This window comes from Pseudomonas sp. PONIH3, assembly GCF_002934345.1.
Lineage (GTDB): Bacteria > Pseudomonadota > Gammaproteobacteria > Pseudomonadales > Pseudomonadaceae > Aquipseudomonas > Aquipseudomonas soli.
Window position 1 is genome coordinate 3,587,611 of record NZ_CP026386.1, and the last position, 15,638, is coordinate 3,603,248.

At 64.2% G+C, this 15,638-nt stretch carries 14 protein-coding genes; 6 read left to right on the plus strand and 8 right to left on the minus strand.

All coding sequences use genetic code 11. The features are described 5' to 3' along the window. Window positions 1-208: 208 nt before the first annotated feature. The gene (locus C3F42_RS16490; RefSeq protein WP_011536381.1) at window positions 209-781 is read left to right on the plus strand and encodes a xanthine phosphoribosyltransferase; all 573 of its coding nucleotides are present in this window, start codon (window positions 209-211) and stop codon (window positions 779-781) included. Between the two features lie 39 nt (window positions 782-820). Here the strand turns inward: C3F42_RS16490 and C3F42_RS16495 are convergent, their stop codons facing one another. From C3F42_RS16495 to dadA, 5 genes are all read right to left on the minus strand, one after another. Beyond that, window positions 821-2,683: an acetyl-CoA hydrolase/transferase C-terminal domain-containing protein gene (locus tag C3F42_RS16495; RefSeq protein ID WP_104444644.1), complete on the minus strand. Its 1,863-nt coding sequence runs from the start codon at window positions 2,681-2,683 to the stop codon at window positions 821-823. 145 nt (window positions 2,684-2,828) lie between these two features. Further along, window positions 2,829-3,233 (minus strand): cytochrome c5 family protein, encoded by a 405-nt coding sequence (locus C3F42_RS16500; protein ID WP_038707641.1) that lies wholly within the window; start codon window positions 3,231-3,233, stop codon window positions 2,829-2,831. Window positions 3,234-3,387: 154 nt separating this feature from the next. After that, on the minus strand, window positions 3,388-3,936 hold the full coding sequence (locus C3F42_RS16505) for a cupin domain-containing protein (protein WP_023629132.1): 549 nt from the start codon (window positions 3,934-3,936) through the stop codon (window positions 3,388-3,390). Window positions 3,937-4,044: 108 nt separating this feature from the next. Continuing rightward, entirely contained in the window at window positions 4,045-5,118 is a 1,074-nt protein-coding gene (gene alr, locus C3F42_RS16510) for an alanine racemase (RefSeq protein ID WP_104444645.1), read from the minus strand. Between the two features lie 164 nt (window positions 5,119-5,282). Next, on the minus strand, window positions 5,283-6,584 hold the full coding sequence (gene dadA, locus C3F42_RS16515; RefSeq protein ID WP_094010769.1) for a D-amino acid dehydrogenase: 1,302 nt from the start codon (window positions 6,582-6,584) through the stop codon (window positions 5,283-5,285). Between the two features lie 156 nt (window positions 6,585-6,740). Here dadA and dadR point away from each other — a divergent pair, with 156 nt between their 5' ends. Further along, complete coding sequence (gene dadR, locus C3F42_RS16520) at window positions 6,741-7,229, plus strand: transcriptional regulator DadR (RefSeq protein ID WP_003258963.1); 489 nt, start codon at window positions 6,741-6,743, stop codon at window positions 7,227-7,229. A gap of 4 nt (window positions 7,230-7,233) precedes the next feature. Here the strand turns inward: dadR and C3F42_RS16525 are convergent, their stop codons facing one another. Continuing rightward, window positions 7,234-7,587, minus strand: a complete 354-nt coding sequence (locus C3F42_RS16525) for a YkgJ family cysteine cluster protein (RefSeq protein ID WP_023630241.1) — start codon at window positions 7,585-7,587, stop codon at window positions 7,234-7,236. A gap of 117 nt (window positions 7,588-7,704) precedes the next feature. Between C3F42_RS16525 and C3F42_RS16530 the strand changes: the two genes are divergently transcribed. Then, window positions 7,705-8,997 carry an FAD-binding oxidoreductase gene (locus C3F42_RS16530; RefSeq protein ID WP_104444646.1) on the plus strand — a complete coding sequence of 431 codons (1,293 nt, stop codon included), beginning with the start codon at window positions 7,705-7,707 and terminating at the stop codon, window positions 8,995-8,997. On the opposite strand, the gene C3F42_RS16535 is transcribed toward C3F42_RS16530, so the two are convergent. Further along, window positions 8,994-9,224 (minus strand): DUF1127 domain-containing protein, encoded by a 231-nt coding sequence (locus C3F42_RS16535; RefSeq protein ID WP_031314941.1) that lies wholly within the window; start codon window positions 9,222-9,224, stop codon window positions 8,994-8,996. The genes C3F42_RS16530 and C3F42_RS16535 overlap by 4 nt on opposite strands. 176 nt (window positions 9,225-9,400) lie before the next feature. Between C3F42_RS16535 and C3F42_RS16540 the strand changes: the two genes are divergently transcribed. The 3 genes from C3F42_RS16540 (at window position 9,401) to C3F42_RS16550 (ending at window position 13,558) form a co-directional block, all read left to right on the plus strand. After that, a complete protein-coding gene (locus C3F42_RS16540) occupies window positions 9,401-10,831 on the plus strand; it encodes a PLP-dependent aminotransferase family protein (protein WP_023630244.1) in 1,431 nt (476 codons plus the stop codon). 60 nt (window positions 10,832-10,891) lie between these two features. Then, window positions 10,892-12,442 carry a phospholipase D family protein gene (locus C3F42_RS16545; RefSeq protein WP_031314943.1) on the plus strand — a complete coding sequence of 517 codons (1,551 nt, stop codon included), beginning with the start codon at window positions 10,892-10,894 and terminating at the stop codon, window positions 12,440-12,442. Window positions 12,443-12,646: 204 nt separating this feature from the next. Then, window positions 12,647-13,558 (plus strand): LysR substrate-binding domain-containing protein, encoded by a 912-nt coding sequence (locus tag C3F42_RS16550; RefSeq protein ID WP_023630246.1) that lies wholly within the window; start codon window positions 12,647-12,649, stop codon window positions 13,556-13,558. Between the two features lie 84 nt (window positions 13,559-13,642). Here C3F42_RS16550 and C3F42_RS16555 read toward each other — a convergent pair whose 3' ends face one another. After that, window positions 13,643-15,613, minus strand: a complete 1,971-nt coding sequence (locus C3F42_RS16555) for an amidohydrolase (RefSeq protein WP_158659571.1) — start codon at window positions 15,611-15,613, stop codon at window positions 13,643-13,645. Between the last annotated feature and the right edge of the window lie 25 nt (window positions 15,614-15,638).

A 15,638-nucleotide genomic window follows, 5' to 3' on the forward strand; every position in this document is an offset into this window, starting at 1 on the left:
TTAAACTTTGCCGCTATTTGCGGCCACGGTGGCTTGTATGGCCGATTTGTGAGTTCAAATTCGAGTGCCAGGGTTCGGCACACAAGGCGACACGACGAGTCGTAGCCCAGCTACGGCGAGGAGTGGCAACGCAGTGTGACGAAGTCTGGCGCCGAAGTTGGACTTACAAATCGGCCATACAGGCCACTCATTACATCGGAGACACACAGTGGAAGCACTGCAGCAGAAGATTCGCGAAGAAGGCATCGTGCTTTCCGACCAGGTACTCAAAGTCGATGCGTTTCTCAACCACCAGATCGACCCGGCGCTGATGCAGCTGATCGGTGACGAGTTCGCCCGCCTGTTCGCCGACTCCGGCGTGACCAAGATCGTCACCATCGAAGCCTCGGGAATTGCCCCGGCGGTGATGACCGGCCTGAAGCTCGGCGTGCCGGTGATCTTCGCCCGCAAGCACCAGTCGCTGACCTTGACCGAGAACCTGCTGACTGCCTCGGTGTATTCCTTCACCAAGCAGACCGAGAACACCGTGGCCATCTCGCCGCGCCACCTCAACAGCAGCGACCGCGTGCTGGTGATCGATGACTTCCTGGCCAACGGCAAGGCGTCCCAGGCGCTGATCTCGATCATCAAGCAAGCCGGCGCCACCGTGGCCGGCCTGGGCATCGTCATCGAGAAGTCGTTCCAGGGCGGCCGCGCCGAGCTGGACAGCCAGGGCTACCGCGTCGAATCGCTGGCCCGGGTGAAGTCGCTGGAAGGTGGCGTGGTCACCTTCATCGAGTGATGGATCCGTGGGAGCGGGCTTGCCCGCTCCCACGTAGCCTCACGGCTTGGTAGCCTGAAGCCCCGCCAGCAGCAGCCGCTGGTACAACTCCTCCTTCAGCCCCTGTGGCTCCCCCAGCCCCATGCGCGCCAACTGCGCTGCATAGGCCTCGGGCCCCGGCGCATCCAGCGCCGCCTTGCCCAGCTCCAGCACCTCGCTCAGCTTGAACTTGCTCTTGAGCCAATTCAGCGCCCGCAACAAGTCACGCTCCTCGGCCGTGAAATCGCTGCCCAGCGGATATTCCGGAAACAATCGCGCATGCCGCGCGCGGGTTGCCTCCAGGCGCTCGGGAGTGTTGTCGGTATAGCGCGCATCCAGCACGAAGTCCTTCGCCAGCTTGCCCGCCGACTTGGCCCGCTCCATCAGCTCGCGCTGAAAACGAGAATCACTGATCGCCAGCAGCCGCGCAATCACCTCGCTGTCGGTCTGCCCGCGCAGGTCGGCGATGCCGTATTCGGTGATCACGATGTCTCGCAAGTGCCGGGGTATGGTGCAGTGGCCGTAGGTCCAGTAAAGGTTGGAGGTCACCTCACCACCGGCCTCGCGCCAGCTACGCAGCAACAGGATCGAGCGACCGCCCTCCAGCGCATGGCCCTGGGCGACGAAGTTGTACTGCCCGCCCACGCCGCTGAGCACCCGGCCATCTTCGAGCTGGTCGGCGACACCGGCCCCCAGCAAGGTCATGCCGAATACCGTATTGATGAAACGCGCATCTCGGCGCTGACGGCGCTTGCGCTCTTCCTGGCCGTACAGCTCGTTGATGTAGCTGATGGCGGTCATCGCGAAGCGTGCGCGCTGCTCCAGCGGCGTCTCGCGTAGGCGCTGGTAGAACGCCCGTGGGCCAAGGAAAAAGCCGCCATGCACCAGCACGCCGTGCTCGTCCGCGGGGCGGCGCACTACCCCGGCTTCGGCCAGGGCCAGCAACCCGTTGACGAACATTTCGCTGCAGCCATATAGCCCCTGGGCGAAGGTATCCAGCCCCCCTTCCCGCTCGATCAGAGCCTGCCATGGGCCCACATCCAGCTCATCGAGCAGCGCACGATAGCCTTCGTTGTCGCCCTGGCGTGCCAGCAGCGCCGCCGCCACCGCATCGCCCATGGCGCCGATGCCGATCTGCAGGGTACCGCCGTCGCGCACCAGGGTGCTGGCATGCAGGCCGATGCAATGGTCCTGGGTGTTCACCGGCATGTTTGGCGTTGAGAACAACCGGCGACTTTCGGGCTGGTCGATCAACAGGTCGAACTGCTCCAGGCCCAGTTCCGCGTCCCCTGGCATGTAGGGCAGTTCGTCATGGACCTGGCCAAGCACCAGGATGGTCTCGCCCTCAGCACGGCGCCGGGCGATCATCGGCAGCAGGTCCAGGGTGATATCGGGATTGCAGGCCAGGCTCAGGTGATCGGGCCGCTCGGGCGTGGCCGCCACTAGCTGCGCGATCAGGTTCAGCCCCTTGGCGTTGATATCCCGTGCTGCGTGGCTGTAGTTGCTGCTGACGTAGTCCTGCTGGGCCGTATCGCTGTGCAGCAGGCTGCCGGGCTGCATGAAGAACTGCTCGACACGGACGTTCGGCGGGAGCTTGTCGCCACGCAGGTCGGCCAGGTATGCGAGCTCCTCATAGTCGGCGAATACACGCTCGATGAAAGGCTCAAGGAAGCGCCGTTGCAAGCCATCGCCCAACGGCGGGCGGCCAAGTGACAGGGCGGTGTAAAGGGTCAGACGACGCTCGGGCAACTCGCTGATGCGGGTGTACAGCGCGTTGACGAAGGCATTGGGTTTGCCCAGGCCAAGCGGTAGGCCCATGTGAATATGGCTGGGCAGTCGGGCCAGGGCCTGTTCGACAGCCTGGTCGATGGAGCAGCGATACATCTGGGCCTCCTGAGTCATCCGTGGGTTCAGGGGTTGGACACAAGGCACAGCGGGTTGGTTGCCTGTCCCGTCCTCGCAATAGGGCTATCGGCCCAAAAACAAAAGCCCGCCATCAGAGGCGGGCTTTATACAAGTCAGGCCTGGCTCACAGCCCGGACATCTTCTTGATCGCACCCTTCAGGTCATCATCCGAGCAATCGGCGCAGGTGCCCTTCGGTGGCATGGCGTTGATCCCTGTGATGGCCTTGGCCAGGATGCCATCGAGTCCGCCCTGGTGGTCGGCACGCTCTTTCCACGCGGCGGTATCACCGATCTTCGGCGCGTTCAGCAGGCCGGTGCCATGGCAGGCATTGCAATGCTTGGCGATGATTTCGTCTGGCGTCTTGGCACCGCCGCCACCGGCGCTGGCGGCCACTTCCATGCCCTTGCATTCCTGGCCCTGGACGCACACCTGGCCGACCGGCTCGAGACGCTTGGCGATGTCGTCGTTGGTTGCAGCGGTTGCGCTCATTGCCCAAAGGGCGAATACGGCTGCTGGTACGGCCAGCATCTTCTTGATTTGGTTCACGCGAACACCCTCATGGTGGCTAATCACGCCCGCGGCCACGGAATTGCGAGCGTTGAAAAGTATAGCGGGAACCTGGAAGGCGTGAAACGACCACACTCAGGGAAAGGGTATTGACCCGTCAATGCACTGCGCTGGATCAAAAGTTCGACGGGGTGGCGGCGCTGATCAGCCGGGCCGGCTCCTCGAACGGGTTGCGGAAGCGGTGCGGGCGGGTGCTTTCGAAGTAGTAGCTGTCGCCGGCCTCGAGGATGAAGATCTCGGTGCCGACCACCAGTTCCAGGCGGCCTTCGAGAAGAATGCCGGTCTCTTCGCCATCGTGGGTGAGCATTTCCGCCCCCGTGTCGGCGCCCGGTGGGTAGACCTCGGTCAGAAACGCGATGGCGCGATTGGGGTGCGACTTGCCGACCAGCTTCATGGTGACCGCGCCGTCGGAAATGTCGATGAGCTCGTGGGCCTTGTAGACGATCTGGGTCGGGCTTTCCGGGGCCAGCTCCACCGAGAAGAACTCGACCATGGACATGGGGATACCGCTGAGCACCTTGCGCAGGGAGCTGATCGAAGGGCTCACGCTGTTCTTCTCGATCATCGAGATGGTGCTGTTGGTCACCCCCGCGCGCTTGGCGAGTTCGCGCTGGGACAAGCCCTTGAGCTTGCGGATGGCTTGCAGTCGTTCACCGACGTCCAAAGCTTGCGCCTCCAGAAACGGTCGAGGTTGGGGGAGTGTGAACGATATGATGGCAATGCCGTTCAGTATTTACAACACACAGCCCCGCAGCCTGTCCGCTTTGGCGCTTTATTCGCCGATATAGTCCAGCGGCACGCGCTTGAGATTGCAGAAGATCTGGTACGGGATGGTCCCGGCCTGCATGGCCACGTCGCTGGCCAGTACTTGCTTGCCCCACAACTCGACCGGGCTGCCGACAGTGGCTTCGGGCACGTCTGTCAGGTCGACGCAGAGCATGTCCATCGACACGCGGCCAATCAGCTGGGTGCGTTTGCCGGCCACCACCACTGGCGTGCCGGTAGGTGCCTGGCGCGGGTAGCCGTCGGCATAGCCCATGGCGACCACGCCGACCCGGGTCGGGCGCGGACTAACGAATTTGGCCCCGTAGCCCACCGGCTCGCCGGCCGGCAATTCCCGTACGCTGATGATGCGCGATTGCAGGGTCATCACCGGCTGCAGGCGAGCTGCTTCGGCCTGCTCCACCTCGAACGGGGTGGCGCCGTAGAGCATGATGCCCGGGCGAACCCAGTCGCTCTTGATGCTCGGCCAGCCCAGCACGGCCGGCGAGTTGCGCAGGCTGCTCTCGGCGGCCAGGCCCTGGCGAGCAGCCTCGAACACAGCGACCTGCTGTGCGGTGGCGGCGGCATCGAGCTCGTCGGCGCGGGCGAAGTGGCTCATCAGCACAATGCGCGAGACCTTGCCGCTGGCCAGCAGGCGCTGGTAGGCATCGGCGTAGTCCTTGGGGTGCACGCCGACACGGTGCATGCCGGTATCCATCTTCAACCAGACGGTCAGTGGCTTGTGCACCGAGGTGTTCTCGATCGCTTCCAACTGCCATGGCGAATGCACCACGCACCACAGATCATGTTCGGCGATCAGCGAAAGCTCGCTGGCCTCGAAGAAGCCTTCGAGCAACAGAACGGGTGCCTTGATGCCTGCCGCGCGCAGCTCCAGGGCCTCCTCGATGCAGGCCACGGCAAAACCGTCGGCCTCGGCCTCGAGCGCCAGGGCGCACCGCACCGCGCCATGACCGTAGGCGTCGGCCTTGACCACGGCCAGGGCCTTGGCGCCGGTCAGCTCACGGGCGAGGCGGTAGTTGTGTCGGAGGGCTTGGAGGTCGATCAAGGCACGGGCGGGACGCATGGCGGCAGCCTTCTGGCAGTTCTGGTTATCGATAAAGCCCCGGCGCGGCAGATGGGGGTAGGTACCCACCGCGCCGGGGTGAGGGAACAGGTCAATCGGTTTCGGGCCTCATCGTGGGGCAAGTCGCATCGGCGCACCACGATGAGGCCAACAGCATCGAATGCTTACTGGTGCGCAGGCGCCGGCTGTCCGTGCTTGGCAGTCTCGCGGCTATTGCCATAACGCGAGATGTCCAGGCCTTCGGCACTGATCTGTGGCTTCTTGCGCGCGATCAGGTCGGCCAGCAGGCGACCGGAACCGCATGCCATGGTCCAGCCCAGGGTGCCGTGACCGGTGTTGAGGAACAGGTTACGGAACTTGGTCGCCCCGACGATCGGGGTACCGTCCGGGGTGGCCGGGCGCAGGCCGGTCCAGAAGCTCGCCTGGCTCAGGTCGCCGCCGCGAGGATAAAGGTCGTTGACGATCATCTCCAGCGTTTCGCGTCGACGCGGGTTCAGCGACAGGTCAAAACCGGCGATCTCAGCCATGCCGCCGACACGAATGCGGTTGTCGAAACGGGTAATCGCGACCTTGTAGGTCTCGTCCAGGATGGTCGAGGTCGGCGCCATGTCGCCGTTGGTGATCGGCACGGTCAACGAATAGCCCTTGAGCGGGTAGACCGGGGCCTTGATGCCCAGCGGCTTGAGCAACTGCGGCGAGTAGCTGCCCAGCGCCAGCACGTAGCGGTCGGCGGTTTCCAGCTTGCCGTCGATCCATACGCCGTTGATGCGGTCACCGGCGACGTCCAGGCGCTGGATATCCTGGCCGAAGCGGAACTCGACACCCAGCTTGATGGCCATCTCGGCGAGCTTGGTGGTGAACATCTGGCAGTCACCAGTCTGGTCGTTGGGCAGGCGCAGGGCGCCAGCGAGGATACCCTTCACGCTCTCCAGGGCCGGTTCGACCCGGGCAATACCGTCACGGTCGAGCAGCTCGTACGGTACACCAGACTGTTCCAGCACTGCGATGTCCTTGGCCGCGGCGTCCAGCTGCGCCTGGGTGCGGAACAACTGCGTGGTGCCCAGGCTGCGGCTTTCGTAGGCAATGCCGGTTTCGGCGCGCAACTCGTCGAGGCAATCGCGGCTGTACTCGGACAGGCGCACCATGCGCTCCTTGTTCACCGCGTAACGGCTGGCGGTGCAGTTGCGCAGCATCTGCGCCATCCACAGGTACTGGTCGACGTCGCCGGTCAGCTTGATGGCCAGGGGCGCGTGGCGCTCCAGCAGCCACTTGATAGCTTTCAGCGGCACGCCCGGGGCGGCCCAGGGCGAGGCATAGCCGGGCGAGATCTGGCCTGCGTTGGCGAAGCTGGTTTCCATGGCCACCGCTGGCTGGCGATCGACCACCGTCACCTCGAAACCTTGCCGGGCCAGATAGTAGGCACTGGCGGTACCGATCACACCGCTACCAAGTACCAGAACTCGCATTGTTGTATCCCTCGCACGCGGCTTGCCGCAGTCTTTTGTTGAAATGGCATGGATGCGCGCAGTATAAGAATCTCCGACCAGTGCTATTCACTATATAAGCAGCTATATTTGGCGAGAATTCTCGGCAAAATTGCCTTTCACGGAGGGGCATCCCCTATGAGAACCCAGCACCAGAGCAAGCGTGAGCTGGACAAGATCGACCGCAACATCCTGCGGATCCTGCAGAATGACGGGCGCATCTCCTTCACCGAACTGGGCGAGAAGGTCGGGCTGTCCACCACCCCGTGCACCGAACGGGTGCGGCGCCTGGAGCGCGAGGGGATCATCATGGGCTACAACGCCCGGCTCAACCCGCAGCACCTGAAGGGCAGCTTGCTGGTGTTCGTCGAGATCAGCCTGGACTACAAGTCCGGCGACACCTTCGAGGAGTTCCGCCGCGCCGTACTCAAGCTGCCCCATGTACTGGAATGTCACCTGGTATCGGGCGATTTCGACTACCTGGTGAAAGCGCGGATCTCGGAGATGGCGTCGTATCGCAAGCTGCTCGGCGACATCCTGCTCAAGCTGCCCCATGTGCGCGAGTCGAAGAGCTACATCGTGATGGAAGAAGTGAAAGAGAGCCTGTGCCTGCCGATTCCGGACTGAAGCCTTACACCAGCACCTGGCGGGTACTGGCTATATAGGTGTGAACCAGCTGCTCGGCCGCCGGGTCGATAGGCTGCTCCGGGCCCCGCCCCCTGGGGCAGGCCAGGCGCGGTGTGGTGCCGAACAGGCGGCAGATCATCGGGCGCTCTTCATACACGGTGCAGCCGTTCGGGCCCAGGTGCACGCAGTCCAGGCGCTCCAGCGCGGCGTCCTGCTCGGCCTGGGTCTTGCGCGGCAGGCGGGCCATTTCCTCGGCCGAGGTGGTGACCGGGCCGCAGCAATCATGGCAGCCGGGCTCGCACTCGAACGAAGGGATGAGCTCGCGCAGGAAATGGATCTTGTGGCGGTTGCAGGACATAAGCGGCGCATCTTGAACATGAGTGCTGGATTATAAGGCAATCGCGGGAACGGGCTTGCCCCGCGATTGGCCGGTTGCCTATCCTCGCCTTTTCGCCTTGCCCCCAGGAAACGACACATGGTCTACAGCGCGCAACACGCCGCCTCCTACTACGCCGCCAGCAGCGCGCCACACCCTGACCAGCCATTCCTGCAAGGCGAGCACAGCGCCGACGTATGCATCGTCGGCGGTGGCTACTCGGGCTTGAACACCGCTATCGAACTGGCCGAACGCGGACTGTCAGTGATCCTTCTGGAAGCACGCAAGCTCGGCTGGGGCGCCAGCGGCCGCAACGGCGGCCAGCTCATCCGGGGCGTCGGCCACGGTCTGGAGCAATTTCTACCGGTGATCGGTGAAGAAGGCGTGCGCAGCATGAAGCTGATGGGCCTGGAGGCGGTGGAGATCGTCCGCAAGCGCATCGAGCGCCATGGCATCGACTGCGACCTGACCTGGGGCTACTGCGACCTGGCGAACAAGCCCGCCGAACTGGAAGGCTTCGCCGAGGACGCCGAGGAACTGCGCAGCCTGGGTTATCGTCACGAACTGCGCCTGGTGCAGCCCGGCGACATGCACTCGGTAGTAGGTTCTGATCGCTATGTCGGCGGCCTGATCGACATGGGTTCCGGTCACCTGCACCCACTCAACCTGGCGCTGGGCGAAGCCGCCGTGGCCAGGCGCCTGGGTGTCGGCTTGTACGAGCAGTCGGAAGTGACCCGCATCGAGTACGGCCCGCAAGTGAAGGTGCATACCGCCCAAGGCCGGGTGCGCGCCAAGACGCTGGTGCTGTGCTGCAACGCCTACCACAACGACCTCAACCGCGAACTGGGCGGCAAGGTACTGCCCGCCGGCAGCTACATCATCGCCACCGAGCCCTTGGGTGAGGAACGCGCCCGCCAGTTGCTGCCGCAGAACATGGCGGTATGCGACCAGCGCGTGGCACTGGATTACTATCGCCTCTCTGCCGACAACCGCCTGCTGTTCGGCGGCGCCTGCCACTATTCCGGGCGCGATCCGCAGGACATCGCTGCCTACATGCGCCCGAAAATGCTCAAGGTGTTCCCGCAACTGGCCGATGTGCGCATTGATTACCAATGGGGCGGCATGATCGGCATCGGGGCCAACCGCCTGCCGCAGATCGGCCGCCTGGCCAGCCAGCCCAACGTCTACTATGCGCAGGCCTACTCCGGACATGGCGTCAACGCCACCCACCTCGCCGGACGTCTGCTCGGCGAGGCCATCAGCGGCCAGCAGAGCGGGCGCTTCGATCTGTTCGCCAAGGTCCCGCATACCACCTTCCCCGGCGGCAAATTGCTGCGTTCGCCGCTGCTGGCACTGGGAATGCTCTGGTATCGACTCAAAGAGCTGGCCTAGTCACGCCAGAAGGGCTTGCTCGCCTCATGCCGAGCCTGCTCCCAGCTGATGCCGATATCGCGCAGTTGGTAATCCTCCAACTGCAATAGGGCCCTGCGGGTGCGCCAGCGATGCAGCATCAGGCCCCAACGACCCATGCCTTGAGGCGCGCTGAAGACCCGTGGACGCTGCTCCGACTCCAGCTCACTGGCCAACAGTTGCAAACGCACATCGCTCATGCCACCCATCACCACGTCCTCCGTTAAGTACCTGACGTAGAGACAGCATGCGGGTATGCCTCGCACCAATACAGAGCCAAAATCGACTTATTATTCCCATACAGAATTGGCGAAAATAGGGCTGCATGCAGTATTTTTCGCCTATCTGTACCGGTCCTTGGTCATCAGCTGAGCAGGAGTATGCAGTGACCCTCTATTTCAACCTCGCCGAACTGCTCGGTTCACGCATCGAGCAGGGGCTGTATCGCCCCGGCCAGCGCCTGCCGTCAGTGCGCGCCCTGAGTGTGGAGCACGGCGTCAGCCTGAGCACCGTGCAGCAGGCTTACCGCCTTCTGGAGGACAACGGCCTGGTCTCGCCGCGCCCCAAGTCCGGCTACTTCGTCGCCGAGGACCGCCAGCTACCAGCCCTGCCAGCCATCAGCCGCCCCGCACAACGCCCTGTGGATATCTCCCAGTGGGAACAGGTGCTTGAGCTGGTGCGCGCCACCCCTCGCCCGGATGTGATCCAGCTTGGCCGTGGCATGCCCGATGTCGACAGCCCCACGCTCAAGCCGCTGCTGCGTAGCTTGGCGCAGATCAGCCGGCGCATGGATATGCCCGGCCTGTACTACGACAACATCCACGGCAACGCCCTGCTGCGCGAACAGATCGCCCGGCTGATGCTCGACTCCGGGTGTCGTCTGGGCCCGGCGGACCTGGTGGTGACCACCGGTTGCCACGAGGCGCTGTCGTGCACCATTCGCGCGGTATGCGAGCCCGGCGACATCGTCGCGGTCGATTCACCCAGTTTCCACGGTGCCATGCAGACGTTGAAAGGCCTGGGCATGAAGGCCCTGGAAATCCCCACCGACCCCATCACCGGGATCAGCCTGGAAGCCCTCGAACTGGCCCTCGAGCAATGGCCGATCAAGCTCATCCAGATCACCCCAAGCTGCAACAACCCGATGGGCTACATCATGCCCGAGGCGCGCAAGAAGGCCCTGCTCACCCTGGCGCAGCGCTACGACGTGGCGATCCTCGAGGACGACGTGTACGGCGACCTGGCCTACACCTACCCGCGCCCGCGCACCATCAAGTCGTTCGACGACGATGGCCGCGTGCTGCTCTGCAGTTCGTTTTCCAAGACCCTGGCGCCAGGCCTGCGGGTCGGCTGGGTGGCTCCGGGGCGCTACCTGGAGCGGGTACTGCACATGAAATACATCAGCACCGGCAGCACCGCCTGCCAGCCGCAGCTGGCAATCGCCGACTTCATTGCGCAAGGCCACTACCAGCCCCACCTGCGCCGGATGCGCAGCCAGTACCAACGCGGCCGCGACCAGATGTGCGATTGGGTAACCCGACATTTTCCGTCAGGCACCCGCGCCAGCCGCCCCCAGGGTGGTTTCATGCTGTGGGTGGAATTGCCGGAAAGTTTCGATACGCTGCGCCTGAACCGCGCTTTACTCGAACAGGGCGTGCAGATCGCGGTGGGCAGCATCTTTTCTGCCTCGGGCAAGTACCGCAACTGCCTGCGCATGAATTTCGCCGCGCGGCCCACCGCGCAGATCGAAGGCGCCGTACGCAGCGTCGGTGAAACCGCCCTTCGTCTACTGGATGCCGAACACGCTGGCGAGTAACTTTGCCCCGCCTGCCACGGTCCAACCTCTTAAGCCCTTGCCGCACAGGACGATTCACCCTTGAGACCCCAGCGAGCCTTGCCCCTGCTGCTGGCGCTGCTGCTTGGCCTATCAGGCTGTACCAGCGTCGTCACACCGCGTGAAGTCAGCCACGCACTGCCAGCAGCCGACTCGGCCTTTGGCCGTTCGGTACAACGCCAGGCCGCCCCGTACGAGGGGCGCTCGGGCTTTCGACTTCTGCCCAACAGCAACGAGGCCTTTCGTGCCCGCGCCGAACTGATCCGCAACGCCCAGGCCAGCATCGACCTGCAGTACTACATCGTCCATGACGGCCTCAGCACCCGTGCCTTGGTACACGAACTGCTGCGCGCCGCCGACCGCGGCGTGCGTGTACGCATCCTGCTTGACGACACGACCAGCGATGGCCTCGACGACCTCATGGGCACCCTCGCTGCCCACCCGAACATCCAGATCCGCGTATTCAATCCGCTGCACCTGGGACGCAGTACCGGGCCAACTCGCGCGGTAGGTCGGCTGTTCAACCTGTCGCGCCAGCACCGACGCATGCACAACAAGTTGTTCCTGGTGGACAACAGCATGGCCATTGTCGGCGGTCGCAACCTGGGTGACGAGTATTTCGACGCCGAGCCCAACCTCAATTTCACCGACATAGACCTGCTGGGCGTGGGGCCCGTGGCCGAGCAGTTGGGGCACAGCTTCGACCAATACTGGAACAGTGCCCTGAGCCGCCCCATCGGCGACTTCCTCTGGCGCAAGCCCGACGCCGACGACCTGTTTATCAGCCGTCAGCGCCTGGAGGTTTCCCTGGCCGAGGCCCGGTTCAAGCGCAAGGCGCTATACGACCGGCTGATGGCCTATCAGTCGCAGCCGCGCCTGGACGTCTGGCGCAATGAGCTGATCTGGGCCCACAGCCAGGCTTTGTGGGACGCCCCGAGCAAAGTCCTCGCGGACGGCGAACCAGACCCACAACTGCTCTTGACCCAACAACTGGCCCCCGACCTGAACCACGTGCACAAGGAGTTGATCCTGGTGTCCGCCTACTTCGTACCCGGCGAGCCCGGCCTGCTGTATCTGACCAGTCGGGCCGACGCCGGCACCTCCGTCAAACTGCTGACCAACTCCTTGGAAGCCACCGATGTTCCGGCGGTTCATGGCGGTTACGCGCCTTACCGCCGAGCCCTGCTGGAGCATGGCGTGCAGTTGTACGAGTTGCGTCGCCAACCTGGAGACCCACGGCCACGGTTGGGCTTCCACGGCAGCTCCGACTCAAGCCTGCACAGCAAGGCGATGGTGTTCGACCAACGCAAGACGTTCATCGGCTCGTTCAACTTCGACCCGCGCTCGGTGCTGTGGAATACCGAGGTCGGCGTGATGGTCGATAGCCCGGAGCTGGCCGAGTATACCCGTGTGCTGGCGCTGCAGGGCATGGCGCCTGCACTGAGCTACCAGGTGAAGCTGCTGGAGGGGAAAATGGTCTGGGCGACCGAGGACAACGGCCAGCGCCATATATTGGTAACCGAACCTGGCGGCATATGGCGGCGGTTCAATGCCTGGATCAGCAAGGCCGTCGGATTGGAGAAGATGCTCTAGCCAACGATTCTCGCTTGATGGGTGACGCTCACCAGGGATTTGCCGCACGAGCGGCGCTCGATCTCACAAGCGCTGCAAAACTGTCGTGGAATACGTGGCCGCCCTCGCACGATAGCCGTCAAGACCTTAAAAGCTCCTGCAAACTTATCGTAAATACCGCCACCCGGTAGACTGCGCCCCCTGCACCGCTGCGGAGATCGCCATTTGGAAGACCTCAACTCCCTCTACTACTTTACCCAGGTGGTCGAGCACGGTGGCTTCGCCCCGGCCGGACGCGCGCTGGACATGCCGAAGTCCAAGCTCAGCCGGCGCATCGCCGACCTGGAGGAGCGCCTCGGCGTACGGCTGCTGCATCGCACCAGCCGGCATTGCTCGCTGACCGAGATCGGCCAGGCCTACTACAACCGCTGCCTGGCCATGCGCGTCGAGGCCGAGGGTGCCGCCGAGATCATCGAGCGCAACCGCAGCGAGCCGAGGGGGCTGGTGCGCATCAGTTGCCCGACCACCCTGCTCAACTCCTGGGTCGGTCCGATGCTCACCCGCTACATGCTCAAGTACCCGCAGGTGGAGCTGTTCATCGAGAGCACCAACCGCCGCGTCGACCTGCTGCACGAGGGTTTCGACGTGGCGCTGCGGGTGCGCTTCCCGCCGCTGGAGAACACCGACATGGTGATGAAGGTGCTGAGCAACAGCACCCAGTGCCTGGTCGGGCATCCGTCGTTTCTCGAACAGCTTGCCGAAGGCTTCGACCCGCAACAGCTCAGTGAGCTGCCCAGCGTCCATTGGGGCAGCGCCCAGCGTGAATACCAGTGGGAGCTTTTTCAGGGCGAGGACATGAGTCGCAGCCTGGTGATCCCGCACAGGCCGCGAATGGTCACCGATGATCTGTTTGCCTTGCGGCACTTCGTGGTGGCGGGCGTGGGGATCGCGCACCTGCCAAGGGTGGCGGTGCGTGAGGACCTGGCGGCGGGGCGCCTGGTGGAGATTCTGCCGGACTGGCACCCGCGTTGCGGCATCGTGCATGCGATCTTCCCGTCGCGGCGCGGGCTGCTGCCATCGGTGCGGTCGTTGATCGATCATCTGGCGGAAGAGTTCGCGGTCAGCGACATGGCGTAGCACGCCATCGCCGCTCCCACGAAGGTCAGTTACCTTGCGTGGGAGCGGCGATGCGGCGACCCGACCTGCTCCGCGATCAGGCCATCAGAAGGCGAAGCAGGAACAGCCCAATGCGCCCCAGAAGCCCTGGTAATCGCTCACCGGCACACTGGAGTGCCGCGCTTTCTCATGGCTGTGAGCATGCACCCCGCACGGCCCCACGCACTGGTGCAAGGCCGCCGCCATCGGTGCCCCGGCGCGCCAGTGCCCCGGGACCTTGGCCACCGGCGACCACTCGGGCAACACCGGCACCTGCGCCGGGCCCAGCGTGTTGAACTCGGCGGCGCCGTACACCACCTTGCCGTCGACAACAGTGAGCACCGACTCGATGCCCTTGATCGCCTCTTCATCGACGCTGAAGAAGTCCAACGACAACGCCGCCAGGTCCGCCAGCTGGCCGACCTTGATCTGCCCCTTCTTGCCCTGCTCGCTGGAGAACCAGGCACTGCCATGGGTGAACAGCTGCAGCGCGGTCTCGCGGCTCAAGCCCTCCGGGTACAGCTCCAGGCCACCGACAGTCTTGCCGCTGACCATCCAGTACAGCGACGTCCACGGGTTGTAGCTGGACACCCGGGTCGCGTCAGTACCGGCCCCCACCGGCACGCCCATGTCGAGCATGCGCTTGATCGGCGGGGTGTGCTCGGCGGCCTTGGCGCCGTAGCGATCGACGAAGTATTCACCCTGGAAGGCCATGCGGTCCTGGATGGCGATGCCCCCGCCCAGCGCCCGCACCCGCTCGATGTTCTGCGGGGTGATGGTCTCGGCATGATCGAAGAACCATGGCAGGCCATTGAACGGAATGTCGCGGTTGACCTTCTCGAACACGTCGAGCATGCGCGAGATCGACTCGTCGTAGGTGGCGTGCAGGCGGAACGGCCAGCGCTGCTCGACCAGGTGGCGCACCACCGGCTCCAGCTCCTGCTCCATGGTCTGCGGCAGGTCCGGGCGCGGCTCGAGGAAGTCCTCGAAGTCGGCGGCGGAGAACACCAGCATCTCGCCGGCACCGTTGTGGCGGAAGAAGTCGCTGCCGTCGCCCGGTTTGACCTTCTGCGTCCAGTTCTTGAAGTCGGTGAGCTCTTCCTTGGGCTTCTGGGTGAACAGGTTGTAGGCAATGCGCACGGTCAGCTGGTCGTTGTCGGCCAGTTCCTGGATCACCTGGTAGTCGTCCGGGTAGTTCTGGTAGCCGCCGCCGGCATCGATGGCGCTGGTCAGGCCGAGGCGGTTGAGCTCGCGCATGAACTGGCGGGTGGAGTTGACCTGGTACTCCAGCGGCAGCTTCGGTCCCTTGGCCAGGGTGGCGTAGAGGATCGTGGCATTGGGCCTTGCGATGAGCATGCCGGTGGGGTTGCCGAACTTGTCACGCTGGATCTCGCCACCCGGCGGATTCGGCGTGTCCTTGGTGTAGCCCACGGCCTTGAGCGCGGCGCGGTTGAGCAAGGCGCGGTCGTACAGGTGCAGCAGGAATACCGAGGTGTCCGGCGCGGCCTGGTTGATCTCTTGCAAGGTGGGCATGCGCTTTTCGGCGAACTGGAATTCGTTCCAGCCACCAACCACGCGCACCCACTGCGGGCTCGGCGTGCGCTCGGCCTGGTCCTTGAGCATGCGCAGGGCGTCGGCCAGGGACGGTACGCCTTCCCATCGCAGTTCGAGGTTGTAGTTCAGGCCGCCGCGGATCAGGTGCAGGTGCGAGTCGTTCAGGCCCGGGATGACCGTGCGCTGTTTGAGGTCGATGATCTGAGTAGCGGCGCCCTTGTGGGCCATGGCTTCGGCATCGCTGCCCACTGCGAGGAACTTGCCGTCCTTGATGGCGACGGCGCTGGCGGTGGGTTTCTCGCGGTCAACGGTGTGCAACTTGCCATTGAACAAAATGAGGTCGGCGTTCATGGGATCTCCTGAAAGGGCGGCATGGGCGGAATCGGTGAACGGCAATGCGCTCCACAGCGCGCCGGCGGCACCGAGCACGGTGCTGGTGGCAAGGAACTTGCGGCGGCTCTGGTCGGTAGGGTCCTGGCTCATGGTGCTCTCCGTCCGGGTGGGTGAT

Excerpts from the sequence above, each read along its gene's own strand:
- C3F42_RS16495 (WP_104444644.1), bottom strand. The coding sequence starts at position 2,683 with ATGTATCGCTGCTCCATCGACCAGGCTGTCGAACAGGCCCTGGCCCGA.
- C3F42_RS16500 (WP_038707641.1), bottom strand. The coding sequence starts at position 3,233 with ATGCTGGCCGTACCAGCAGCCGTATTCGCCCTTTGGGCAATGAGCGCA.
- alr (WP_104444645.1), bottom strand. The coding sequence starts at position 5,118 with ATGCGTCCCGCCCGTGCCTTGATCGACCTCCAAGCCCTCCGACACAAC.
- dadA (WP_094010769.1), bottom strand. The coding sequence starts at position 6,584 with ATGCGAGTTCTGGTACTTGGTAGCGGTGTGATCGGTACCGCCAGTGCC.
- dadR (WP_003258963.1), top strand. The coding sequence starts at position 6,741 with ATGAGAACCCAGCACCAGAGCAAGCGTGAGCTGGACAAGATCGACCGC.
- C3F42_RS16525 (WP_023630241.1), bottom strand. The coding sequence starts at position 7,587 with ATGTCCTGCAACCGCCACAAGATCCATTTCCTGCGCGAGCTCATCCCT.
- C3F42_RS16530 (WP_104444646.1), top strand. The coding sequence starts at position 7,705 with ATGGTCTACAGCGCGCAACACGCCGCCTCCTACTACGCCGCCAGCAGC.
- C3F42_RS16535 (WP_031314941.1), bottom strand. The coding sequence starts at position 9,224 with ATGGGTGGCATGAGCGATGTGCGTTTGCAACTGTTGGCCAGTGAGCTG.
- C3F42_RS16555 (WP_158659571.1), bottom strand. The coding sequence starts at position 15,613 with ATGAGCCAGGACCCTACCGACCAGAGCCGCCGCAAGTTCCTTGCCACC.